This window comes from Rathayibacter sp. VKM Ac-2762, assembly GCF_009866585.1.
Taxonomy (GTDB): Bacteria; Actinomycetota; Actinomycetes; order Actinomycetales; family Microbacteriaceae; genus Rathayibacter.
In genome coordinates, this window is sequence record NZ_CP047419.1 from 1,474,914 (window position 1) to 1,496,052 (window position 21,139).

A 21,139-nucleotide genomic window follows, 5' to 3' on the forward strand; every position below is an offset into this window, starting at 1 on the left:
CCGATCAGGCCCGGGCCTCGGACGCGCTCGACATCGGGATCGGCTCCACGAGCGTCGGCTTCCGCGGAGTCCTGCCGCTGCTCGACCCGTCGACCGCCGCACCCTCCAGCGAGCGAGCACGGGCCGGCGCTCCCCCCGCGGGCGCTCCGAGGAGGTCGGGAACGGACTCGGACCGGGAACGACGAAGCCCCGCACCTCACGAGGAGGTGCGGGGCTGGTGGTGCACCCCCTCGGACTTGAACCGAGAACCCACTGATTAAGAGTCAGTTGCTCTGCCGATTGAGCTAGAGGTGCGTTCCGGCCGGCTGATCGTGCGTGCCGAACCGAGGGATCACATTACCAGCGTCTCCCCCCGTCTCGTCAAATCGAGTGCGACGGAACGCCCGCGGCACCGATCGGAGGCTCCGCGGGACCCACCGGTATCGTGGTCGCGTGACCCCGCAGAGCAGTGACCAGAGCTTCGACGACGACCTCCGACTCGCCCTCCGCCTGGCGGACGCGGCCGATGCGATCTCGCGGGAGCGGTTCGGCGCGCTCGACCTCGTCGTGGACACGAAGCTCGACCGCACCCCGGTCACCGACGCCGACCGCGCCGTCGAGGGGGCGATCCGCGCGCTGCTCGCCGCCGAGCGTCCGGACGACGCGATCCTCGGCGAGGAGTTCGGCACCTCGGGCGAGGCCTCGCGGCAGTGGATCCTCGACCCGATCGACGGCACCGCCCACTTCCTCCGCGGCGTCCCGATCTGGGCGACACTGATCGCGCTCGCGGTCGACGGCGTCCCCGTCGTCGGAGTCGTCTCCGCTCCCGCTCTCGGCACGCGCTGGTGGGCGGCCGAGGGCTCCGGCGCCTGGGCCGTCGAGCTGGAGGCCGGGGCCGAGCCGCGACCGCTGCGCGTCTCGGGGATCGACACGCTCGCCTCGGCGACCTTCAGCTACAACAGCATCCAGCAGTGGGAGGGCGCGGGCCGTCTCCCGCAGCTGCTCGAGCTCGCCGGCGCCGTCTGGCGCGACCGGGCGTACGGGGACGCGTGGCCCTACATGCTCGTCGCCGAGGGTCTCCTCGACGGTGCGGGCGAGTTCGACGTGAAGCCCTACGACCTGGCGGCCCTGGTGCCGATCGTGCAGGAGGCGGGCGGCCGCTTCACCTCCGCCGACGGGGAGGACGGGCCGTGGCACGGCAGCGCCGTCGCCACCAACGGCCTGCTCCACGACGAGGTGCTCGCGATCGTGGCGCCGCGATGAGGAGCCGGACGGCCGCGCTCGCCTCGGCGGCGCTCCTCCTGCTCCTCTCGGGCTGCTCCTCCGTCGTCGGGCCGGACGGCCCGGAGGCCGTGCGTGACGAGGGCGGCACGGTGGCGACCGCCGGCGTCACCGACGTGTTCTCGCTGCGGCGCGGCGACTGCCTGGCCGACCCGGGCGACGACCGCATCGCCGACGTGGACGTCGTTCCCTGCGCCGAGGAGCACGCACTGGAGGTCTTCCACACGTTCGCGCAGCCCGGAGACCGCTACACCAGCCGCAACACGCTGCTCGCCCAGGCCGAGGCGGGCTGCGAGCCGGAGTTCGGCGCCGTGATGGGGATCGCCTACGGCGACTCCGCCCTCGAGTACCGCTCGCTCGTCCCCTCCGAAGTCGGCTGGCGCCACGGGGACCGCACGATCGTCTGCGCGGTCCTCGATCCGGCCGACGACTCCACCACCGGCAGCCTCTTCGGCTCCGCTCGCTGACCACGGCTCCGATCGACCCCCGTTCGGCTCATTGACACGCGCTCCGGCGGAGCGCAGGGTGAAGGGACGACCGGCAGGCGCGAGGGGGCGCGGAGACCGGCGGCTCAGGAGTCGACATGCAGGACCGGCACGATCAGGAACCCCCCGAGCGCTCGCGCACGGCCGAGCGGCACTGGGGACCGGCGGACAGCCTGTTCCCGAGGCTCCACCGGCAGAGCTCCCTGCTCGCCGCGGCGGAGGCGGTCGCGCAGGTCGACGGGCCCGGCCCGGGCGACGTCTGGTCGCGGCTCCTGCACGACTACGCCCACGCCTCCGACCGCGTCGTCTCGGTGGACGGCGACGCCGAGGCCGCCACGCTCGGCTGGCTGAAGCCGCGCGGTGTGGTCTCGCTGCTGGTCACCGAGCGGTGCGACGACGACGACGCCGCCGAGCACCTGGTGGCCGCGCTCGCCGCGATGAACGCCGTGACCCTCTCCGTGCACGAGGCGCGAGCAGTACGCCTCCGTCCTCTGCTGGAGGTGCTGCACCGGCTCCTGCCCGACGCGTTCGCCGAGCTGCCGGTGGACCGCAGCGCCCACTACCCGGCCGGCACCGCCGTCGCCGTGCTGGCGCCGGGCGTGCTCTACCGGGACTGGGCCCCGCCGCAGGCTCTCGCCGGCCCGGCGCACGACGACGACGACCGGCTGGCGATGCTCACCCTCTACGGGCGGATCAGACAGCTCGACGTGCGACCGTCGTGAGGGCGGCGGAGCGGAGCTCCCAGTGTGCGACGACGACCGGTGGTGGAGATGGGGGGAATCGAACCCCCGTCCATCGCTGTGATTCTGCGCCTTCTACGGGTGTAGCCGATGAGAGCGTTCTGCTCGGCCCCGACCGTTACCATCGGCGCATCGGTCGACGGGCCCAGCCCGAGTGCAAGTCCCGCGTCGCCCTCAGGCGTAACGACGCAGCAAGTCCTCTAGATGACGCCAGGATCCGGGGCGAGGACGCACCCACGGGCTGACGGACTATCTACTCTGGCTTAGGCAGCGAGAGCGAAGTCGGTGCGCTTCTGTTCGGCACCTGTGTTTTCCAGGGATCGTTGACGAGATGACCCTGGATCCTCGACCCGCTTCTCGCAGTTTCGCAGGCAATGTCGAAACCGATCATCCCCGCGAGCACTCGACGGCCCGGAGGCCGCTGGAGTGGGTCGTTCGTCGCACACTGTGGAGTTACGAGTCCTAGTCTACCTCAGCTCCGCGGGCGGTCACCCGGCGGCGGCGCAGATCGAGCAGACCCAGCACGAGCGCGAGCGCGATCAGCCCGAGGGTGACGAAGTAGCCGTTGCGGAAGGCGTCGTGGTAGCGGTCCAGCCCCTCCGCCATCCCCTGCTCGCTCGCCAGCGTCGCGAAGAAGACGGCGGAGGCGCAGGCGGTGCCGACCGCGGTGCCCACGCGCTGGCCGAGCTGGCCCACGGAGCCCGCCACGCCGCCCTGCGCCGGTGGGATCTCGGCGAGGGTGAGCGTCTGGTTCGGCGACACGACGAAGCCGCCGCCGGCACCGGCGACGAGCATCGCGGCACCCATGCCATAGGCGGCGGTCTCGGCCGGGAGGAGCTCGGCGGCGAGCAGCACGAGCGTGAAGCCGATGACCACGAGCACGATGCCGAGCACCACCAGTGCGCGGCCGTAGCGCTGCACGAGCTTGCCGCCGTACCAGGCGGTCACCGCCGAGGTCAGCGCGAACGGGATGCTCACCATGCCGGCGAACACCGGCTCGAGGCCGAGCCCCTGCTGGAGGAAGAGCGTGGTGAGGAGGAAGGTCGCCGGGATCGCGGCGAAGTAGGAGGTCGCGACCAGGATGCCGTTGCGGTAGGAGCTGGTCCGGAAGATGCGGAAGTCGATGACGGGCGTCCGCCCCGACGCGGCGTAGTGCGCCTCCCAGCGCACGAAGACGGCGGCGGCGGCCGCGGCGAGGACCAGCCAGAACCAGCGGTAGGGCGAGTCCGAGGAGGAGCCCGTGGTCAGCAGGAACGGCAGCATGAACGCGAAGATCGCGACCGCCAGCAGGAGCAGGCCGACCGGGTCGAGGGACCGGTCTCCCTCGGGCCGCGAGCGCTTCTTCGGGATGAGCTTCCAGGCGAAGACCAGCGCGGCGACGCCCAGCGGGATGTTCATCCAGAACAGCAGGCGCCAGCCGTCCTGCTCGCCGCCGATCGCGATCAGGAGGCCGCCGAGGGTCGGGCCGAAGGCGGTCGACAGGCCGATGGTCGCGCCGAAGACCCCGAAGGCCCGGGCCCGCTCGGCGCCGGTGAACATCTGCTGCACCAGCCCGAGGACCTGGGGCATCTGGATGCCCGCAGCGACGCCCTGCAGGAAGCGCGCGACGACGAGCAGCTCGATCGACGGCGCGAGCGCGCAGAGCAGGCTCGTCACCGTGAACGCGGTCAGCCCGATGAGGAACAGCAGGCGGCGCGAGCGGATGTCGCCCAGCCGGCCGGCCGGCACGAGCGCCAGTCCGAAGGCGAGCGCGTAGCCCGCGACGATCAGCTGCAGCTGGCTCGCATCCGCTCCGAGCGAGCGCTCGATCGACGGCAGGCCGACGTTGACCTTCGAGAGGTCGAGGATCGTGATGGCCGCGACTCCGACGCTCACCGCGAAGGCGCGCCACCGCGTCTTCTCGTCGGCGGCGCTCAGGGCGGCGGGGGCGCTGTTCTCGGGGGAGGTCACGCGCCCCAGTCTCCCAAAGCACGGGGCGCGAAGAAGAGGCTTGCGCGGCACCCGTCGGACAGTGCCCGCCGGGGCCTACTCGCCGAGGCGGCGGCGGGTCGACATCGCACGGTCCGCCTCGCGGCGGTCCTGGCGCTCTCGGAGGACCTGGCGCTTGTCGTAGTCCTTCTTGCCCTTGGCCACGGCAAGCTCGACCTTGGCCTTGCCGTCGCTGAAGTACAGCGAGAGCGGGATCAGCGTGTACCCGCCCTCCTTCACCTTGTTGTGGATCTTGAGGATCTGCGCCTTGTGCAGCAGCAGCTTGCGCTTGCGGCGCGGCGGGTGGTTCGTCCAGGTGCCCTGGGCCCACTCGTTGATGTGGACGGCGTCGAGCCACGCCTCTCCCCCGTCGACGAAGGCGTAGCCGTCGACCAGCGAGGCGCGGCCGGCCCTGAGGGACTTCACCTCGGTGCCGGTGAGCACGAGGCCCGCCTCGTAGGTGTCCTCGATGAGGTAGTCGTGGCGCGCCTTGCGGTTGGTCGCGACGACCTTCTGTCCCTGTTCTCTGGGCACGGCTGCTCCTCGGGTCGCGAGCGGATGAAGGGGGCGGGCATCGTCGGGGCGATGCACCGGTGGGCCGCCCCGAACGGGACAGCCCACCAGTATACGTCCGGTTCGGGATCAGACCCGCAGGTACCGCGCTATCGCGACGTTCGCCGAGACCGCGGCCAGGACGATGCCGACCACGATCAGGATCGGCACGACGATCAGAGCGTCGTCGAGTCCCACGAAGGAGGTCAACGGGATCCGGTACGCCAGGAACCCCTGCACGAAGACCTGCACGATGGCGACCACCGCGACTCCCGCGAGGATCGAGCCGACCAGCGCGGCGAAGACCCCCTCGAGGATGAACGGGGTCTGGATGAACCTGTTCGAGGCCCCCACGAGCCGCATGATGCCCAGCTCCCGTCTCCGCGAGAACGCCGAGAGGCGGATCGTCGTGGCGATGAGCAGCACGGCCGCGACGAGCATCAGGACGGCGATGCCGATGGCCGTGTAGCTCGCCGCGTTGAGGATCGAGAAGATCTGGTCGAGGTACTGCCGCTGGTCGGTGACGCTCTCGACTCCCGAGACGCTCGACAGGCTCTCCACGATGACGTCCGACTGGGTCGGGTCCTTCAGGTTGATCCAGAAGGTCTGGTTGAGCAGGTCGGGAGTGACGTACTCGGCGACCGGGTTGCCCGCGAACTGCTCCTGGAAGTTCGCGTAGGCCTGGTCGTGGTCCTCGAAGTAGGAGCGGTCGATGTACGGCGCGAGCGTGGCGCCCTCGAGCTGGCCCTGCACCGCGTCGATCTGCTCGGCGGTGGCGTCGGAGCCGCTGCAGTTCGAGCCGCCGGAGGTGGCAGTGCACATGTACACCGCGACCTGCGCCTTGTCGTACCAGAAGTTCTTCATCTGGCCGATCTGCATCTGGAGCAGGATCGCCGTGCCGACGAAGGTGAGGGAGATGAAGGTCACCAGGATCACCGAGACGACCATGGAGACGTTGCGCCGGAGGCCGCTGGCGACCTCCGACCAGATCAGTGCGAATCTCACTTGACGGGTCCTACGTTCTGCTGGTCGTCGCCGGTCTCGTCGCCCTCGCCCGCGTGGGCGCGGAGGCCGAGGCGCGCGGCGAGCGACTCCTCGGGCAGGGCGCCGGTGTCGGCGGGGAGGAAGATCGGACCGGTCTGGCTCTGCAGCTCGACGACGCGCGGGGCGGCGGCGGGCTCGGCGGCCGGCTCCGGCTCGCGCTCCGGCTCGACGGCGGCGGAGCGGCGGCCCTCGGGGACGCGGGGCTGGGCGGCGGTCTGCGAGAGGCGGGCCGGCTCGGGCGGCGGGGCCGGGGCCTCCTGGCGCAGGTCGATCTCGGGGACCTCGGCGGGCGCGAGCTCGCTGTCGATGATCGCCGGGGGCGCGGGCTGCTCGGCGACCGCGTGGTCGTCGGCCGCCACGACCACGACGCCGTCGTGGACGACGGTGATGCTCTCGGTCTGGCCGTAGCCGCCCTGGCTCTCGTCGCGGACGATGCTGCCTGCCGAGAGCTCGATGACGCGGCGCTTCATCTGGTCGACGATGCCGGCCTCGTGGGTCGCCATGATCACGGTCGTGCCACCCGCGTTGATCCGCTCGAGCAGCGCCATGATGCCGGCGCTCGTGGTCGGGTCGAGGTTGCCCGTGGGCTCGTCGGCCAGCAGGACGGCCGGCTTGTTGACGACGGCGCGGGCGATCGCCACGCGCTGCTGCTCGCCGCCGGAGAGCTCGTGGGGCAGGCGCGACGCCTTGCCCGCGAGGCCCACCATCTTGAGCGTGTCCGGGACGGCCTCCTGGATGTAGCCCTTCGACTTGCCGATCACCTGGAGGCTGAACGCGACGTTGTCGAAGACCGACTTGTTCGGCAGCAGCCGGAAGTCCTGGAACACGACGCCCATGTTGCGGCGGAAGTACGGGACCTTGCGGCTCGAGATCTTGCCGAGGTTCTGCCCGAGCACGTGGATCGACCCGGAGGAGGGGCGCTCCTCCTTGAGGATCAGGCGGAGGCAGCTCGACTTGCCGGAGCCGGAGGCGCCGACGAGGAAGACGAACTCGCCCCGGAGGATCTCGAGATCGATGGCGTTGAGGGCGGGTCTCGTGCCGCCCCGATACTGCTTGGAGACGTTGTCGAAGCGAATCATGTCGGTACGAGGGTAAGCGACGATCCCGAAGAGTCCGCCGAGGGGGCGCGCGGCGCGTCGGTGGGGACGCGCCCGAGCCGCGCTAGGAGGACTTCCGCCAGCGGATCCCGGCGGCGATGAAGCCGTCCAGATCGCCGTCGAACACGTGCGAGGGGTTGCCGACCTCGTGGTCGGTGCGCAGGTCCTTCACCATCTGGTACGGAGCGAGGACGTAGCTGCGCATCTGGTCGCCCCAGCTCGCGGTGATGGTGCCGGCGAGCTCCTTCTTGGTGGCCGCCTCCTGCTCCTTCTGCAGCAGCAGGAGCCGCGACTGGAGCACGCGCATCGCCGCGGCGCGGTTCTGGATCTGGCTCTTCTCGTTCTGCATCGACACGACGGTGCCGGTGGGCAGGTGGGTGAGGCGCACCGCGGAGTCGGTGGTGTTCACCGACTGGCCGCCGGGGCCGGAGGAGCGGAAGACGTCCACGCGGATGTCGTTGTCCGGGATCTCGATCGCCCCGGCCTCCTCCATCAGCGGGATGACCTCGACCGCGGCGAAGGAGGTCTGGCGCTTGCCCGCGGCGCCGAAGGGGCTCATCCGCACGAGGCGGTGGGTTCCGGCCTCGACCGAGAGCGTGCCGAAGGCGTAGGGGGCGTCGATCTGGAAGGTGGCCGACTTGATGCCCGCCTCCTCCGCGTAGCTGGCGTCCATGACGGTCGCCGCGTACTTGTGCTTCTCGGCCCAGCGGAGGTACATGCGCATGAGCATCTCGGCGAAGTCGGAGGCGTCGACGCCGCCCGCTCCCGCGCGGATGGTGACCACGGCGGGGCGGTCGTCGTACTCGCCGTCGAGCAGGGTCTGCACCTCGAGCTCGCCCATGACCTTCTGGAGGGAGGAGAGCTCGGCGATCGCCTCCTGCTCGGACTCGGCGTCCTCGGCCTCGTTCGCCATCTCGACGAGCACCTCGAGGTCGTCCAGGCGCCGGTCGATCGCGGTGATCCGCGCGAGCTCGGACTGGCGGTGGCTGAGGGCGCTGGTCACCTTCTGCGCGTTGGCCGTGTCGTCCCACAGGTCGGGGGCGCCGGCCTGCTCGCTGAGCTCGGCGATCTTCGAGCGGAGGCCGTCCACGTCGATGACGGCGCGGATGTCGGCGAAGGTGGAGCGGAGAGCAGTGATCTGCTCGGTGAAGTCGTTGTCCAGCATGGTGCGTCCAGACTACCGGGGGCCGGGGGCCGCCCTCCGGCCCGGGCGTACCCTGGGGACGGTGACCAGCACCGCTCCGCGCCCCTTCCCCGTCGGGCCGCTGCTGCTGTCGACCTTCCTCCCCACCCTCCTCTTCTCCATCGGCGAGGGGGCGATCATCCCCCTCCTGCCGGCCGCGGCCGGCGACCTCGGCGCGACGCTGGCCCTGGCGGGCCTCGTGGCGGGGATGATCATGATCGGCGAGCTGGCGGGCGACATCCCGAGCGGCTGGATCGTCTCCCGGATCGGCGAGCGCGGCGCGATGCTCGGAGCCTCGGCCGCGTCGATCCTCGGGCTCGTGGTGTGCCTGCTCTCGACGTCATGGGTCGGGCTGACGATCGGCGTCTTCGTGATCGGCCTCGCGACCGCGGTCTTCGCGCTGGCGCGGCACGCGTTCATGACGTCGTTCGTCCCGATCACGCACCGCGCCCGCGCGCTCAGCGCCCTCGCCGGGGCGTTCCGCGCCGGCTGGCTGATCGGCCCGTTCCTGGCGGCCGGGGTGGTGCACCTCACCGGCTCCGTCGAGTCCGTCTTCTGGGTGCACATCGTCTGCTGCGTGGCGGCGGTCGTGGTCCTGCTGCTCGTGCCCGACCCCGCGACGGTGCTGCGGCGGGCGCAGGCCGCGGCCGACCGCGCCGCTCCGGAGGACGTGGTCGCCGCGGAGGCGTCGGCGACCGTCCCGGAGTCGCCGCAGTCGCTGCTCGGGACGCTGCGCGAGCACCGCGGGGTCCTCGCTCGGATGGGGACCGGCGCCGCCGTGATCGGGGCGCTACGGGCGAGCCGGACGCTGATCCTCCCCCTCTGGGCGGTGAGCATCGGGCTCGCCGAGACCGACACCGCGATCATCATCGGCATCGCCGGCGCGCTCGACTTCGCCCTCTTCTACGCCGGCGGCCAGCTGATGGACCGCTTCGGCCGGGGCGCCACCGCGATCCCCTCGATGATCGGCCTCGGGCTCGGCCACCTCGCCCTCGCCGCCTCGGTGCTCGCCCTCGATCCGGTGCCCTGGTTCGTCGCCGTGGCCTGCGTGCTCGCGGCCGCGAACGGCATCGGCTCCGGGATCCTGATGACCATCGGCGCCGATCTCGCGCCCCCGGCCGATCCGGCCCCGTTCCTCGGCGCGTTCCGCTTCACCGGTGACGCGGGCAACGCCGCCGCCCCGATCGTCGTGTCGGCGCTCACCGCCCTCGTCTCCCTCCCCTTCGCCGCCGTCGTGATGGGGGTGCTCGGTCTGGGCGGAGCGGGGGCGCTCGCCCGCTGGATCCCGCGGTACCTCCCCCGGGCGGCCTCCCGCGGCTGAGGCGCGGAGCCCTCCTCTCTACACTGGAGCCCGCACGCGGGAGTGGTGGAATGGCAGACACGCAGGATTTAGGTTCCTGTGCCGAGAGGCGTGAGGGTTCGAGTCCCTCCTTCCGCACGGGATCGGCCGGTACGCTGAGCGCGCTCGCGTGACCGCCGACCGGCCACCGGCCCCCGTCGACTGGAGATCCGTTGAATCACGCCGCCCTCGTCCCCTGGCTCGATCCGGAGACGATCCTGACCTCGTTCGGCCCCTGGGGCGTGCTCGTGGTCTGCCTCATCGTGTTCGCCGAGACCGGACTGCTGATCGGCTTCCTCTTCCCGGGCGACACGCTGCTGATCATCACGGGCCTGCTGGCGCACGAGAACGCCTCGAACGGCGGCCTCGGCGTCCCGATCTGGCTCATCTGCCTGGCCGTCGGGTTCTCGGCCTTCGTCGGCGGCGAGGTCGGCTACCTGATCGGGCACAAGGCCGGCCCGCGCATCTTCGAGCGCAAGGAGTCCGGCTTCTTCAGCATCGAGAACGTGAAGCGGACCAACGCGTTCTTCGAGCGCTTCGGCGGCCTCGCCGTGATCCTCGCGCGCTTCGTGCCGATCGTCCGCACCTTCGCGCCGATCGCGGCCGGCGTGGCCCACATGAACTACCGCAAGTACAGCCTCTACAACCTCATCGGCGCCCTGATCTGGGGCAGCGGGGTCACCCTGATCGGGTGGCTGCTCGCCTTCATCCCGCCGGTCGCCGACTTCGTCTCGCACTACATCGACGTGATCCTGATCGGCGCGGTCGTGCTCGCGCTGGTGCCGACGCTGTTCCACTTCTTCCAGCAGCAGCGCAAGGCGAAGCTCGCCGCCGACCCCGAGACCGACTCGACCGAGTCGGCCGCCTACGTGCTTGACGCCGACACCCTGGACGACAAGTACCCGAAGTCCTGACCTCCGCCTCCGCGAGATGCCACTCCGGCACGCCGCACGCCGACAGGCGTGCACCGGAGTGGCATCCCGCGGTGGGAACCCGCCGGGTCAGAGCCGGGCGGACAGGGCGGCGAGCTCGGCGCGCAGCGCGGTGAAGGCGCGGGCGCGGTGGCTCCGGGCGTTCTTCTGCTCGGGAGCGAGCTCGGCCGCCGTGAGCGCCCCGGCCTCGGGGACGAACACCGGGTCGTAGCCGTGGCCGTTCGCACCGCGCGGCGCCGTCGCGATCGCGCCGTCCCAGCGGCCCTCGACCACCGTCTCCTGCCCGCCGGGGAGCACGGAGTCCGGCACCACGAGGGCGATGGTGCAGCTGAAGTGCGCACCGCGGTGCTCCGCCTTCACGTCGTGCAGCTGCGCCAGGAGGAGCTCGAGGTTGGCCGTCGCGTCGTGCGCGCGTCCCGACCAGCGGGCCGAGAAGATGCCCGGCGCGCCGCCGAGGACGTCGACGCAGATCCCGGAGTCGTCCGCGAGCGCCACGAGGCCGGTGTGCGCCGCGGCCGCGCGCGCTTTGATCAGCGCGTTCTCGGCGAAGCTCACGCCGTCCTCGACGGGCTCGGGTCCGTCGTAGGCGCGGACGCCGACTCCGGGGAGCGCGCCGGCCAGCATGGCGCGGAACTCCTCCACCTTGCCCGCGTTGTGCGTGGCGAGGACGAGGTCCAAGCTCACGCTCCGGGCTCCGCGGCGAGCGCTTCGGCCTGGATGCGGGCGAGGTCGGAGGCGCCGGCGACCGCGAGGTCGAGCAGGGCGTCGAGCTCGCGGCGGTCGAACGGGGCCCCCTCGGCGGTTCCCTGCACCTCGACGAACAGGCCTCGTCCGGTGACGACGACGTTCATGTCGGTCTCGGCGCGCACGTCCTCGACGTAGGCCAGGTCGAGCATCGGCACGCCGTCGATGATGCCGACGGACACCGCCGAGAGGCTGTCGATCAGCGGCTGCGCCTTCTGCCCCACGTACTTCTTGCCGCGCGCCCACTCGATCGCGTCGACCATCGCCACGTAGGCGCCGGTGATCGCCGCGGTGCGGGTGCCGCCGTCGGCCTGGAGGACGTCGCAGTCGATGACGAGGGTGTTCTCGCCGAGCGCCTTCGTGTCGACCACCGCGCGCAGGCTCCGGCCGATCAGCCGGGAGATCTCGTGCGTGCGCCCGCCCACCTTCCCCTTGACCGACTCGCGGTCCATGCGGGAGTTGGTGGAGCGGGGCAGCATCGCGTACTCGGCGGTGACCCAGCCCTTGCCCTTGCCCTGCAGCCAGCGCGGCACGCCGTTCGTGAAGGAGGCGGTGCAGAGCACCCTGGTGTTCCCGAACGAGACGAGCGCGGAGCCCTCCGCCTGGGTGCTCCAGCCGCGCTCGATCGTCACGGTGCGCAGCTCGTCGGGCGCCCGCCCGTCCTTGCGCGCGGCCTTCGATGCGGTGCTGTCGGTCACTCGGGTCTCCCTCGATCGTGCGGGAGCGCGGCCCGGTCGAGCTCGCGCAGGTTGATGGTGCCGGTCTCGACGAGGTCGACGCTCGAGACCTCCGGGCCGAGGAAGCGGCGGGCGAGGCGCACGAAGTCGCTCGAGCCCGTCTCCTCCCACCGGTAGGTCGGAGGCGCGGCGGAGGTGCGCTGCAGGCCGTGCGCCACGAGGGTCCGGTAGACGTCGAGCGCGGTCTCCTCGGCGCTCGAGACGAGGCGGACGTCCGGCCCCATCACGTACGCGATGGCACCGCGCAGCAGCGGGTAGTGCGTGCAGCCGAGGACGAGCGTGTCGACCCCCGCGGCCTTGAGCGGCGCGAGGTACTCCTCCGCCACCGCGAGCAGCTCGTCGCTCCAGGTGACGCCCGCCTCGACGAACTCGACGAAGCGCGGGCAGGCGGCGGTGAACAGCTGCAGGTCGGGCGCGGCGACGAAGGCGTCGTCGTAGGCGCGGGAGCGGATCGTCCCGACCGTGCCGATCACGCCGACGCGGCGGTTGCGCGTGTCGCGGACAGCGCTGCGGACGGCGGGCTGGATGACCTCGATCACCGGGATGCCGCGGCCGAGCGTGTAGCGCTCGCGGGCGTCGCGCATCATCGCGGCCGAGGCGGTGTTGCAGGCGATGACGAGCAGCTTGGCGCCCTGGTCGACCAGCGTGTCGAGGGTGTCGAGGGCGTAGGCGCGGACGTCGGCGAGCGGCTTGGGCCCGTAGGGCGAGTGCGCGGTGTCGCCGAGGTAGACGATCGACTCGTTCTGCAGCTGGTCGATCACGGAGCGGGCGACGGTGAGCCCGCCGACTCCGGAGTCGAAGATGCCCAGCGGTGCGTCCGTCACGGAGGAACAGCCTACCCGCGCCCTGCGGCCCGGTCCCGGCCGCACGCCGTTCCCGGGCCCGGCGGCGTGCGCAAGCCCCGGCACCCGCGCCTGGGCCGCGCGGCGGCGGCCGTGGAACACTGAGCGGATGGACTCCACGGCCTTCCTCACCGACCGGTACGAGCTCACGATGGTCGAGGGCGCCCTCGGCAGCGGCACCGCCGACCGCCGCTGCATGTTCGAGGTGTTCGCCCGGAGCCTCCCGCCCGGACGCCGCTACGGCGTGCTCGCGGGCACCGGCCGGCTCCTCGAGCTGATCTCGCGCTTCCGCTTCGGCGACGACGAGCTGTCCTGGCTCCGCGAGAACCGCGTCGTCGACTCCCGCACGCTGGACTGGCTCGCCGACTACCGCTTCCGGGGCGACGTCTGGGGCTACCGCGAGGGTGAGGTCTACCTCCCGGGCTCCCCCGTGCTCATCGTCGAGGCGCCCTTCGCCGACGGCGTGCTGCTGGAGACCCTGGTGCTCAGCGTCCTCAACCACGACAGCGCCGTGGCGAGCGCCGCCGCGCGGATGGTCTCGGCCGCCGACGGGCGACCGCTCGCCGAGATGGGCTCGCGCCGCGCCGGCGAGCGGTCCGCCGTCGCCGCGGCTCGCGCCGCCTACATCGCCGGATTCGGCGCCTCCTCGAACCTGGAGGCGGGCCGCAGCTTCGGCGTGCCCACGATGGGCACCTCCGCGCACTCCTTCACCCTCCTCCACGACTCGGAGGAGGAGGCGTTCCGCGCGCAGGTCGCCGCGCTCGGCCCCGGCACGACCCTCCTGGTGGACACCTACGACGTGACGGCCGCCGTCGACCTGGCGGTCCGCGTCGCCGGCACCGGCCTCGGCGCTGTGCGCATCGACTCCGGCGACCTCCCCCAGCAGGTGGCCGCCGTCCGGCAGCAGCTGGACGCGCTCGGCGCGACCGGCACGCGCATCACCGTCACCAACGACCTCGACGAGTACGGGATCGCCGCGCTCGCGGCCTCACCGGTCGACTCCTACGGCGTCGGCACCTCGGTGGCGACGGGCTCGGGCCACCCGACGGCGGGCATGGTCTACAAGCTGGTCGCGCACGAGGACGACGCGGGCGAGTGGGTCGCGGTGGCGAAGAAGTCGGTCTCGAAGGCGTCGATCGGCGGACGGAAGGCCGCCGGCCGTCTGCTCTCCGACGACGGGATCGCCGAGGCCGAGGTCGTGCACGTGGGCGCCGGCCCCGAGGGCGCCGTCGGCGAGGGCGAGCGGGCGCTGCTCGTCCCCCTGATCGAGGACGGGACGATCCGTCCCGAGCACCTCGGCATCGAGGGAGTGGCGGCAGCCCGCGCGCACCACGCGAACGCGGTCCTCGAGCTGCCGATCGACGCGCTCCGGCTCGGCCGCGGCGAGCCCGTCATCCAGACCCGCTACGAGTGAGCGGGCGGGCGCTCACTTCATCTTCGCGTAGATCTCCTTGCAGGCCGGGCACACCGGGAACTTCTCCGGGTCGCGGCCCGGGAGCCACTTCTTGCCGCAGAGCGCGCGGACCGGCTTGCCGGTGATGGCGCTCTCGAGGATCTTGTCCTTCGGCACGTAGTGGGAGAAGCGCTCGTGGTCGCCCGGCTCGATGGACTCCTGGTTGAGGAGCTCCTCGAGCTCGCGGTCGAGCGTGGCGGTTCCTCCGCCTCCCTCGAGGGGGTCGGTGCTGCTGTTCTGGACGCGCGGAATCATGCCGACGATCCTACGCGCGGAGCCCGGGCCCGCGGCCGTGCGCTCCGGATCGGGCGGCGCTAGTAGCGGCTGGTGAACGCGACCAGCTCGGTCGCGCGGCGCTCGAACAGCCGGCCGCCGAGGAGCACGCCGAGGGCGAAGACGACCACGGCGCTGCCGAAGCCGACGAGCACGGCGTCGCCCGCCGCCTCCGGGTCGACGAACAGGGCCCGGACGCCGAGCACCACGGCCGGAGCCGAGAGGAGCAACCCCAGGCCGAACGCGAGGGACTGCGGACCGGCGCCACTGGCTCCGGGGGCCTGGGGCTGCGTGAACGCGCTGTCGCCCGGGCGCGGAGCCGGATAGGCGAGCCGTGCCGAGACGGCGCTGGCGACGCCGGCGGGGACGAGCAGGAGGCAGGTGTTCACCGCGAGCACGACGGGCAGCGCATCGGGGAGCCCCGAGGTCGCGCTGCTGATCAGCGAGCCGAGCACGACGACCGGCACGCCGAGCAGGAGGGTCGGGAAGGCGCGGCCGAGCCGGTCCGACCAGCCGCGGACGCCCGCGGCCACGTGGAGCCAGAACGCCGAGCCGTCGTAGGCGACGTCGTTGTGGAGGAACCAGCCGAGGAACAGCGCGATCAGCGGGACCGGGAGCAGCGAGAGCAGCGGGAAGGGGACGCCGACGACCGCGAGCAGCAGCAGGGCCGCGACCGGCAGCACCGGCACGGCGACGAGCGACGCCTGGTAGCGCGGATCCCGGAGCCAGTAGGTGATGCTGCGCGCCGCGATCGCGCCGGTCCGGGTCGAGCCGAGGACGTCGAACCAGCCCAGCCGGAGGCCGCGCGGCGGCCGGTGCGTGCGCTCGGGCCGCTCCGTCAGCAGGCGGACGACGAGCCACCAGAGCGCGCCCGCTGCGACGAGCGTCGCCAGGGCCAGCAGGAGCGGGCCGAGCGCGTCGCCGGTCAGGGCGGCCGGGGCGATCATCCACGCCGCACCGAACGGAGTGGCCCCCATCGCCGCACCCCAGCGCTCGAGCACCGGGGTGTCCCCCGTGTCGACCAGCGCGGCGGCGCCGAGGGCTGCGGGACCGCCCAGCATCAGCACCAGGCCGAGGACGGCCAGCAGCTCGCGGGCGGTCCGGGAGGGGACGAGGGCGGCGGAGGCGGCGAGGCCGATCCGCGCGAACAGGGAGGCCGTCGCCACCGCGAGGAGCGGGCCGACCACGGCGAAGGCGCCTGCGCCCGGGACGAGCGGCGCGCTCGCGAGCCCGACCACCAGCAGGGCGAGCGTGGGGACCGAGACGAGGCCGGCCAGGGCGAGCGCCCCGGCGAGGCGGAGCGGCGGAAGGCCGAAGAGGCGGAACGCGCGCGGATCCATCGGGTCGAGCGGGCCGAGCAGGAAGGGCAGCACCAGGAAGCCGACGGAGACGAGGCCGCCGGCGGTCACGAGAGCGCCCGCCGCCGCGTCGGAGGAGCGCAGCGCGCCGATCGCCGCGATCAGCAGGGCCGTCACCGCGACGACCACGAGCACGCCCAGGACGGCGCCGGCCGAGCGCGCGGGCCCGGAGCGGAACGCGCCCAGGAGGACGTCGATCCTCAGCCGGAGAAGTCGTGCAGCCACTGCAGCCCCTCGGCGATCTGCTTGCCGCCCGCGAGCTCGAGGAAGCGCTCCTCCAGCGTCGCGGTGCCGGCGACCTCCGCGACCGTCCCGGAGGCGAGCACGCGCCCGCCGACGATCACGGCCACGTCGTCGCAGACGCGCTCGATGAAGTCGAGCCCGTGGCTGGAGAGGACGACGGTGCCGCCGCCCTCGACGAAGCGGCGCAGCACGGTGATCACGGCGGCCGAGGAGACCGGGTCCACCGACTCGAACGGCTCGTCGAGGACCAGCACGCGCGGGGCGTGGATCATCGCCGCCGCGAGGGCGACCTTCTTCGCCATCCCCGCGGAGTAGTCCGAGATCAGGCGCTCCAGCGCGTCGGAGAGGCCGAGCGCCTCGGCCAGCTCGACCGTGCGCTGCTTCGCCGTGGCGAGGTCGATGCCGCGCAGCGCGGCGGAGTAGGCGAGGAACTGGGCGCCGGTGAGCCGGTCGAACAGCCGGAGGCGGTCGGGCAGGACCCCGATCAGCGGCTTCGCGGCCGACGGGTCCTTCCAGACGTCGACGCCGTGCACGAGGACGCGGCCGGTGTCGGGTCGAAGAAGGCCCGTCATCATCGAGAGCGTGGTGGTCTTGCCCGCGCCGTTCGGGCCGATGATCCCGTAGAAGGTCCCCGCGCGGACGGCCAGGTCGATGCGGTCGACCGCCACCGTCCTCCCGAAGGTCCGGGTCAGCTGGTGCAGCTCGAAGACGACGGGCGAGGCGCCGTCCGGATCCGCGGCACCCTCAGCGGGCTCGGCGTTCGTCACGGACGTCATCCGGCTACGGTACCAACTCGCCCGCGGGCCCCCGGCGCCCGCGCCGACACCCGGCGACACGGCGAGAGGTCAACCACCCTGGCCCCGGGGGGCGTGAACTGTACACTAGGTCTCTACCCGAGGAGTCGACCAGATCGAGACGCAGCGGTTAATTCGAGGAGAACACACGATGATGCACACAGGTTCGACGAGCAGCAGCCCCGCCACCGTCGTCATCCTCGCCGCAGGGATGGGCAGCCGGCTCGGCCGCTCCCTCCCCAAGCCGCTCACGCCGCTCAGCGACGGGCGGACGATCATGCAGCAGCAGTTCGACAACATCCACCACGCCTTCGGCACGAAGGTCCCGGTGAGCATCGTCGTCGGCTACAAGCTCGAGCACATCATCGAGGCCTTCCCCTCGGCGACGTTCGTCTACAACGAGCAGTACGACCAGACCAACACCTCCAAGAGCCTCCTCCGCGCACTGCAGGCGAGCGGGCAGGGCGGCGTGCTCTGGATGAACGGCGACGTCGTCTTCGACCCGCGCATCCTCGACCGCGCGGCCGCGCTGATCGCGAAGGACGTCTCCTTCGTCACCGTCAACACCTCGAAGGTGTCGGACGAGGAGGTCAAGTACACGACGAGCGCCGAGGGCTTCATCCAGGAGCTCTCCAAGACGGTGCGCGGCGGCCTCGGCGAGGCGGTCGGGATCAACTACGTGTCCGCCTCCGACAAGGCCGCGCTGGTGCGCCAGCTCGCCCGGGTCGACGCCCAGGACTACTTCGAGCGTGGCATAGAGTTGGCGATCGAGCAGGACCGCCTGCTCGTCGAGCCGATGGACATCTCCGACCTCTACGCCGTCGAGGTGGACTTCGCCGAGGACCTCGAGCGCGCGAACCTCTTCGTCTGACGCTCCCGGCTCCTCCCCCGGCTCGAGCGGAGCCGACGGGAGGAGTCGCGCAGTGAGCACGGCCGACACCCTCGCGACCGAGACGGCCCTGCGCCACCGGCGCTCCCGGGCCTGGCGCTACCGCCACTCCCTCTGGCTGCTCACCAGGCGCGACCTCACCGTCCGGTACGCCACGAGCGCGCTCGGCTACGTCTGGTCGGTGCTCGACCCGCTCGTCATGTCGGGCATCTACTTCTTCGTCTTCACCGTCGTCTTCCGGCGGACCGTCGGCGAGGACCCGTACATCGTCTTCCTGCTCGCGGGCCTGCTGCCGTGGATGTGGTTCAACCAGGCGACGTCCGACGCGACCCGCGCGTTCCTCCGCGAGGCGAAGCTGGTGCGGTCGACGTCGATCCCGCGGACCATCTGGGTCGGGCGGATCGTGCTCTCGAAGGGCATCGAGTTCGTGGCGAGCCTGCCGGTGCTGGTGCTCTTCGCCGTGATCGCCGGCGCGCACCTGACCTGGGCGGCGCTGCTGTTCCCCGTGGCGATCCTGCTGCAGGCGGTGCTCACGCTCGGCGTGGGTCTGCTGGTGGCCCCGCTCGTGGTGTTCTTCCGCGATCTGGAGCGGGCCGTGAAGCTCGTGCTCCGGTTCCTCTTCTACGCGTCGCCGATCATCTACTCCACGGCCAACCTGCCGGAGCAGATCCGGCCGCTCGCGGCGCTCAACCCGCTCAGCGGGATCTTCGCCCTCTACCGCTCCGCGTTCTTCGAGAGCGAGCTCGACGTCCCGCTCATCCTCGCCTCCGCGGGCATCTCGGTGCTCGTGCTGGCGCTGGGCCTCGTCGTCTTCCGCCGCTCCGAGCGCGCGGTGCTGAAGGAGCTGTGATGGCCGACGCCCCGGTGGTCATCGAGTGCCGCGGCCTCGGGATCCGCTTCCGCCGCAACCGGCGGGGCCGCCGCTCCTTCAAGGACCTCTTCGCCGGCCGCTCCCGCCGCTCGCGGCCCGGCGAGTTCTGGGCGCTGCGCGGGCTCGACGTGCAGGTGCGGGCGGGCGAGGCGATCGGTGTCGTCGGCCGGAACGGTCAGGGCAAGTCGACGCTGCTCAAGCTCGTCGCCGGCGTGGTGCTGCCGGACGAGGGCGCGGTGGAGGTGCGCGGGGGCGTCGCTCCGCTCATCGAGATCACCGGCGGCTTCGTGGCCGACCTGAGCGTCCGCGAGAACGTCTACCTGACCGCGGGTCTCCACGGGATGTCCAAGCGCGAGGTCGACGCGCGCTTCGACTCGATCATCGAGTTCGCCGAGATCGGCGACTTCCTCGACACCCCCTACAAGCACCTCTCGAGCGGGATGAAGGTGCGCATCGCCTTCTCCGTCGTGTCGCGGCTCGAGGAGCCGATCATCCTGGTGGACGAGGTGCTCGCGGTCGGCGACAGGGCGTTCCGCGAGAAGTGCTACGCGCGGATCGAGGAGCTGCTCGCCTCCGGCCGCACCCTCTTCTTCGTCTCGCACAACGAGCGCGACCTCCGCCGCTTCTGCACGCGCGGCCTCTACCTGGACAAGGGCCGCCTGGTGCTGGACGCGCCGATCGAGGAGGTGCTCGCGCGTTACGCTGAGGACTACGCGCCGACACCGCGGAGCAGCACGGCGCCGGCCGAGGGCCCGCCCGTCCAGGGCACCGTCTCCGACGACTGACCCCTCCCGCACGCGGCGCCCGAGGACGCAGGAGTGCACGACATGGCCCAGAAGGACCGCAAGCGCGAGCGCGCCGTGGAGAGGGCCGGCGAGGTGGAGCAGGCCGACGGCTCCGAGAACGCTCAGCTGGCGAAGCTGCTCGACCGGCTCCTCGCGGTGCAGCGCCCGGCCGTGCTGGCGAACATCCGCCTGCTGCGGCGCCGGCGTCCCGGGGCGACTCCGGAGCAGATCATCACGTCGCTCGAGCGGCAGTACCTCTCGAGCGTGGCCGCGGGAGGCGCGGCGATCGGGGCGACCGCCGTCGTCCCCGGCATCGGCACGGCCGCCTCGGTGGCTCTCTCCGGCGCGGGAGCCGCAGGGTTCCTGGAGGCGAGCGCGCTCTTCGCGCAGTCGGTGACGGAGGTGCACGGGATCCCGCTCGAGGACCCGGACCGCGCGCGGGCCCTCGTGCTCACGCTGATGATGGGCTCCTCCGGCAGCGAGATGGTGCGCCAGGTGGCCGGGCAGGCCGTCGGCGGGGGCAGCGGCCTCAACCAGTACTGGGGCTCCGTGGTCACGAAGGGCCTGCCGTCCTTCCTCGTGGGCGAGCTGGCGGACCGCGCGAAGAAGTCCTTCGCCAAGCACTTCCTCGCCCAGCAGGGCGCGGGCCTGGTCGGCCGGGCGATGCCGTTCGGGATCGGAGCGGCACTGGGCGGCGTCGGCAACGCGATGCTGGGCCGCAAGGTGATCCAGAGCGCGCGCGACGCGTTCGGGCCGGCACCGCAGGCGTTCGGCAACACCCTCGTGCTCGAGCCGACCCGCGCCGAGCGGAAGGCGCTGGCCGCCGCGCCGGCCGAGCCGCTGGCGCTGTTCGTCCGCGACTACGGCGGAACGGGCGAGCGGACGGCGCTCCTCCTCCACGGCCTCGGCTCCGACTCCCGGATCTGGTACGCCCTGGTCCCGACGCTGCACGAGCACGGCTACCGCGTGGTGGCCCCCGATCTCGCCGGTCACGGCGGCTCGCCGGCGTCGCCCGTGTACTCGCCGGAGCGCTGGGCGTCGGACGTCCGCGCCTCGGTGCTGCAGACCCCCGATCTCGTCATCGGCCACGGCCTCGGCGCCGTCGTCGCCGCCCGGCTCGCCCCCGAGTACGGCGCCGACCGGCTCGTCCTGCTCGACCCCGCGTTCTCGGACGCCCGGGGACTGACGAGCGCGCTCCACCGCGGCGGCTCGGTCGCGCACGTCGAGAAGGGCGACGCCGACTCCCTCCGCCACCGCCACCCGATCTGGACGGACGAGCAGATCGAGCTCGACGTGTCGGCCCACGCGCTCTGGGAGCAGGACTCCGCCGGCGGGCTGACAGCACGGGGTGCGGCCGAGGCCCCCGAGACGTTCCCCGTGCCGACGCTCGCCGTGATGCCGGAGGACCCGCTGGGCCACGGCTCGCTGAGCGGCGTCCTCGCCGGCCGCGGCGTCGAGGTGCGGACCGTGCCGGGGGGCGGGGCCTCGATCCTCCGTGAGGACCGCGCGGCGCTGATCGCGGCGCTGGAGGACCGGATCTAGCTCAGGAT

General features: G+C 72.3%; 21 protein-coding genes, 2 tRNA genes and 1 other RNA gene. 11 read left to right on the forward strand and 13 right to left on the reverse strand.

What is annotated here, in order from left to right; genetic code table 11:
* Positions 1-218: 218 nt before the first annotated feature.
* Positions 219-294: transfer RNA gene (locus GTU71_RS06985), tRNA-Lys, on the reverse strand.
* Positions 295-432: 138 nt separating this feature from the next.
* On the opposite strand from GTU71_RS06985, the gene GTU71_RS06990 reads away from it, so the two are divergent.
* From GTU71_RS06990 to GTU71_RS07000, 3 genes are all read left to right on the forward strand, one after another.
* Positions 433-1,242 (forward strand): inositol monophosphatase family protein, encoded by an 810-nt coding sequence (locus tag GTU71_RS06990; RefSeq protein ID WP_159939549.1) that lies wholly within the window; start codon positions 433-435, stop codon positions 1,240-1,242.
* Positions 1,239-1,727, forward strand: coding sequence for a septum formation family protein (locus tag GTU71_RS06995; RefSeq protein WP_104238162.1), 489 nt, complete (start codon positions 1,239-1,241; stop codon positions 1,725-1,727). Before GTU71_RS06990 ends, GTU71_RS06995 begins: the two co-directional genes overlap by 4 nt.
* A 116-nt stretch (positions 1,728-1,843) precedes the next feature.
* Positions 1,844-2,467 (forward strand): hypothetical protein, encoded by a 624-nt coding sequence (locus tag GTU71_RS07000; RefSeq protein WP_159939550.1) that lies wholly within the window; start codon positions 1,844-1,846, stop codon positions 2,465-2,467.
* Positions 2,468-2,507: 40 nt separating this feature from the next.
* Here the strand turns inward: GTU71_RS07000 and ssrA are convergent.
* The 6 genes from ssrA to prfB all read right to left on the reverse strand — a co-directional run bounded on the left by ssrA (position 2,508) and on the right by prfB (position 8,311).
* Positions 2,508-2,880: a transfer-messenger RNA gene (gene ssrA / locus GTU71_RS07005) on the reverse strand.
* A gap of 67 nt (positions 2,881-2,947) precedes the next feature.
* The gene (locus tag GTU71_RS07010) at positions 2,948-4,435 is read right to left on the reverse strand and encodes an MFS transporter (protein WP_104223557.1); all 1,488 of its coding nucleotides are present in this window, start codon (positions 4,433-4,435) and stop codon (positions 2,948-2,950) included.
* 75 nt (positions 4,436-4,510) lie between these two features.
* Entirely contained in the window at positions 4,511-4,987 is a 477-nt protein-coding gene (gene smpB / locus GTU71_RS07015; protein ID WP_104223558.1) for an SsrA-binding protein SmpB, read from the reverse strand.
* Positions 4,988-5,095: 108 nt separating this feature from the next.
* Positions 5,096-6,010 (reverse strand): permease-like cell division protein FtsX, encoded by a 915-nt coding sequence (gene ftsX / locus GTU71_RS07020; protein WP_104223559.1) that lies wholly within the window; start codon positions 6,008-6,010, stop codon positions 5,096-5,098.
* A complete protein-coding gene (ftsE, locus tag GTU71_RS07025) occupies positions 6,007-7,128 on the reverse strand; it encodes a cell division ATP-binding protein FtsE (protein ID WP_104233202.1) in 1,122 nt (373 codons plus the stop codon). Before ftsE ends, ftsX begins: the two co-directional genes overlap by 4 nt.
* A gap of 82 nt (positions 7,129-7,210) precedes the next feature.
* Positions 7,211-8,311, reverse strand: coding sequence for a peptide chain release factor 2 (prfB, locus tag GTU71_RS07030; protein WP_104226967.1), 1,101 nt, complete (start codon positions 8,309-8,311; stop codon positions 7,211-7,213).
* 61 nt (positions 8,312-8,372) lie between these two features.
* Between prfB and GTU71_RS07035 the strand changes: the two genes are divergently transcribed.
* The 3 genes from GTU71_RS07035 (at position 8,373) to GTU71_RS07045 (ending at position 10,582) form a co-directional block, all read left to right on the forward strand.
* Positions 8,373-9,650 carry an MFS transporter gene (locus tag GTU71_RS07035; protein ID WP_244230655.1) on the forward strand — a complete coding sequence of 426 codons (1,278 nt, stop codon included), beginning with the start codon at positions 8,373-8,375 and terminating at the stop codon, positions 9,648-9,650.
* 36 nt (positions 9,651-9,686) lie between these two features.
* Positions 9,687-9,767, forward strand: a tRNA-Leu gene (locus GTU71_RS07040).
* 74 nt (positions 9,768-9,841) lie between these two features.
* Positions 9,842-10,582: a VTT domain-containing protein gene (locus GTU71_RS07045; RefSeq protein ID WP_159939551.1), complete on the forward strand. Its 741-nt coding sequence runs from the start codon at positions 9,842-9,844 to the stop codon at positions 10,580-10,582.
* An 87-nt stretch (positions 10,583-10,669) separates the two neighbouring features.
* Here GTU71_RS07045 and rdgB read toward each other — a convergent pair whose 3' ends face one another.
* From rdgB to murI, 3 genes are read right to left on the reverse strand one after another with little or no spacing between them, the layout of a single operon-like run.
* Positions 10,670-11,284: an RdgB/HAM1 family non-canonical purine NTP pyrophosphatase gene (rdgB, locus tag GTU71_RS07050; RefSeq protein WP_104223564.1), complete on the reverse strand. Its 615-nt coding sequence runs from the start codon at positions 11,282-11,284 to the stop codon at positions 10,670-10,672.
* Positions 11,281-12,042 carry a ribonuclease PH gene (rph, locus tag GTU71_RS07055; RefSeq protein ID WP_159939552.1) on the reverse strand — a complete coding sequence of 254 codons (762 nt, stop codon included), beginning with the start codon at positions 12,040-12,042 and terminating at the stop codon, positions 11,281-11,283. The genes rdgB and rph overlap by 4 nt, the downstream gene beginning before the upstream one ends.
* Positions 12,039-12,905, reverse strand: coding sequence for a glutamate racemase (murI, locus tag GTU71_RS07060; protein WP_104223566.1), 867 nt, complete (start codon positions 12,903-12,905; stop codon positions 12,039-12,041). Before murI ends, rph begins: the two co-directional genes overlap by 4 nt.
* Before the next feature lie 127 nt (positions 12,906-13,032).
* On the opposite strand from murI, the gene GTU71_RS07065 reads away from it, so the two are divergent.
* The gene (locus tag GTU71_RS07065) at positions 13,033-14,337 is read left to right on the forward strand and encodes a nicotinate phosphoribosyltransferase (RefSeq protein ID WP_159939553.1); all 1,305 of its coding nucleotides are present in this window, start codon (positions 13,033-13,035) and stop codon (positions 14,335-14,337) included.
* 12 nt (positions 14,338-14,349) lie between these two features.
* Here the strand turns inward: GTU71_RS07065 and GTU71_RS07070 are convergent, their stop codons facing one another.
* From GTU71_RS07070 to GTU71_RS07080, 3 genes are read right to left on the reverse strand one after another with little or no spacing between them, the layout of a single operon-like run.
* Positions 14,350-14,631 carry a DUF3039 domain-containing protein gene (locus tag GTU71_RS07070; protein WP_104223568.1) on the reverse strand — a complete coding sequence of 94 codons (282 nt, stop codon included), beginning with the start codon at positions 14,629-14,631 and terminating at the stop codon, positions 14,350-14,352.
* Positions 14,632-14,690: 59 nt separating this feature from the next.
* Positions 14,691-16,232 (reverse strand): ABC transporter permease, encoded by a 1,542-nt coding sequence (locus GTU71_RS07075; protein WP_159939554.1) that lies wholly within the window; start codon positions 16,230-16,232, stop codon positions 14,691-14,693.
* Positions 16,208-17,026: an ABC transporter ATP-binding protein gene (locus tag GTU71_RS07080; RefSeq protein WP_104223570.1), complete on the reverse strand. Its 819-nt coding sequence runs from the start codon at positions 17,024-17,026 to the stop codon at positions 16,208-16,210. Before GTU71_RS07080 ends, GTU71_RS07075 begins: the two co-directional genes overlap by 25 nt.
* A gap of 172 nt (positions 17,027-17,198) precedes the next feature.
* Here GTU71_RS07080 and GTU71_RS07085 point away from each other — a divergent pair, with 172 nt between their 5' ends.
* The 4 genes from GTU71_RS07085 (at position 17,199) to GTU71_RS07100 (ending at position 21,131) form a co-directional block, all read left to right on the forward strand.
* Positions 17,199-17,915, forward strand: coding sequence for a phosphocholine cytidylyltransferase family protein (locus tag GTU71_RS07085; RefSeq protein ID WP_104226983.1), 717 nt, complete (start codon positions 17,199-17,201; stop codon positions 17,913-17,915).
* Between the two features lie 88 nt (positions 17,916-18,003).
* A complete protein-coding gene (locus tag GTU71_RS07090) occupies positions 18,004-18,783 on the forward strand; it encodes an ABC transporter permease (RefSeq protein ID WP_104223588.1) in 780 nt (259 codons plus the stop codon).
* On the forward strand, positions 18,783-19,589 hold the full coding sequence (locus GTU71_RS07095) for an ABC transporter ATP-binding protein (RefSeq protein WP_104223571.1): 807 nt from the start codon (positions 18,783-18,785) through the stop codon (positions 19,587-19,589). Before GTU71_RS07090 ends, GTU71_RS07095 begins: the two co-directional genes overlap by 1 nt.
* A gap of 42 nt (positions 19,590-19,631) precedes the next feature.
* Positions 19,632-21,131 (forward strand): alpha/beta hydrolase, encoded by a 1,500-nt coding sequence (locus GTU71_RS07100; protein WP_159939555.1) that lies wholly within the window; start codon positions 19,632-19,634, stop codon positions 21,129-21,131.
* Positions 21,132-21,139: the final 8 nt, after the last annotated feature.

Coding starts and splice junctions, on each gene's coding strand:
- GTU71_RS06995 (WP_104238162.1), top strand. CDS start 1,239: ATGAGGAGCCGGACGGCCGCGCTCGCCTCGGCGGCGCTCCTCCTGCTC.
- GTU71_RS07000 (WP_159939550.1), top strand. CDS start 1,844: ATGCAGGACCGGCACGATCAGGAACCCCCCGAGCGCTCGCGCACGGCC.
- ftsE (WP_104233202.1), bottom strand. CDS start 7,128: ATGATTCGCTTCGACAACGTCTCCAAGCAGTATCGGGGCGGCACGAGA.
- prfB (WP_104226967.1), bottom strand. CDS start 8,311: ATGCTGGACAACGACTTCACCGAGCAGATCACTGCTCTCCGCTCCACC.
- GTU71_RS07065 (WP_159939553.1), top strand. CDS start 13,033: ATGGACTCCACGGCCTTCCTCACCGACCGGTACGAGCTCACGATGGTC.
- GTU71_RS07070 (WP_104223568.1), bottom strand. CDS start 14,631: ATGATTCCGCGCGTCCAGAACAGCAGCACCGACCCCCTCGAGGGAGGC.
- GTU71_RS07080 (WP_104223570.1), bottom strand. CDS start 17,026: ATGACGTCCGTGACGAACGCCGAGCCCGCTGAGGGTGCCGCGGATCCG.
- GTU71_RS07085 (WP_104226983.1), top strand. CDS start 17,199: ATGCACACAGGTTCGACGAGCAGCAGCCCCGCCACCGTCGTCATCCTC.
- GTU71_RS07095 (WP_104223571.1), top strand. CDS start 18,783: ATGGCCGACGCCCCGGTGGTCATCGAGTGCCGCGGCCTCGGGATCCGC.
- GTU71_RS07100 (WP_159939555.1), top strand. CDS start 19,632: ATGGCCCAGAAGGACCGCAAGCGCGAGCGCGCCGTGGAGAGGGCCGGC.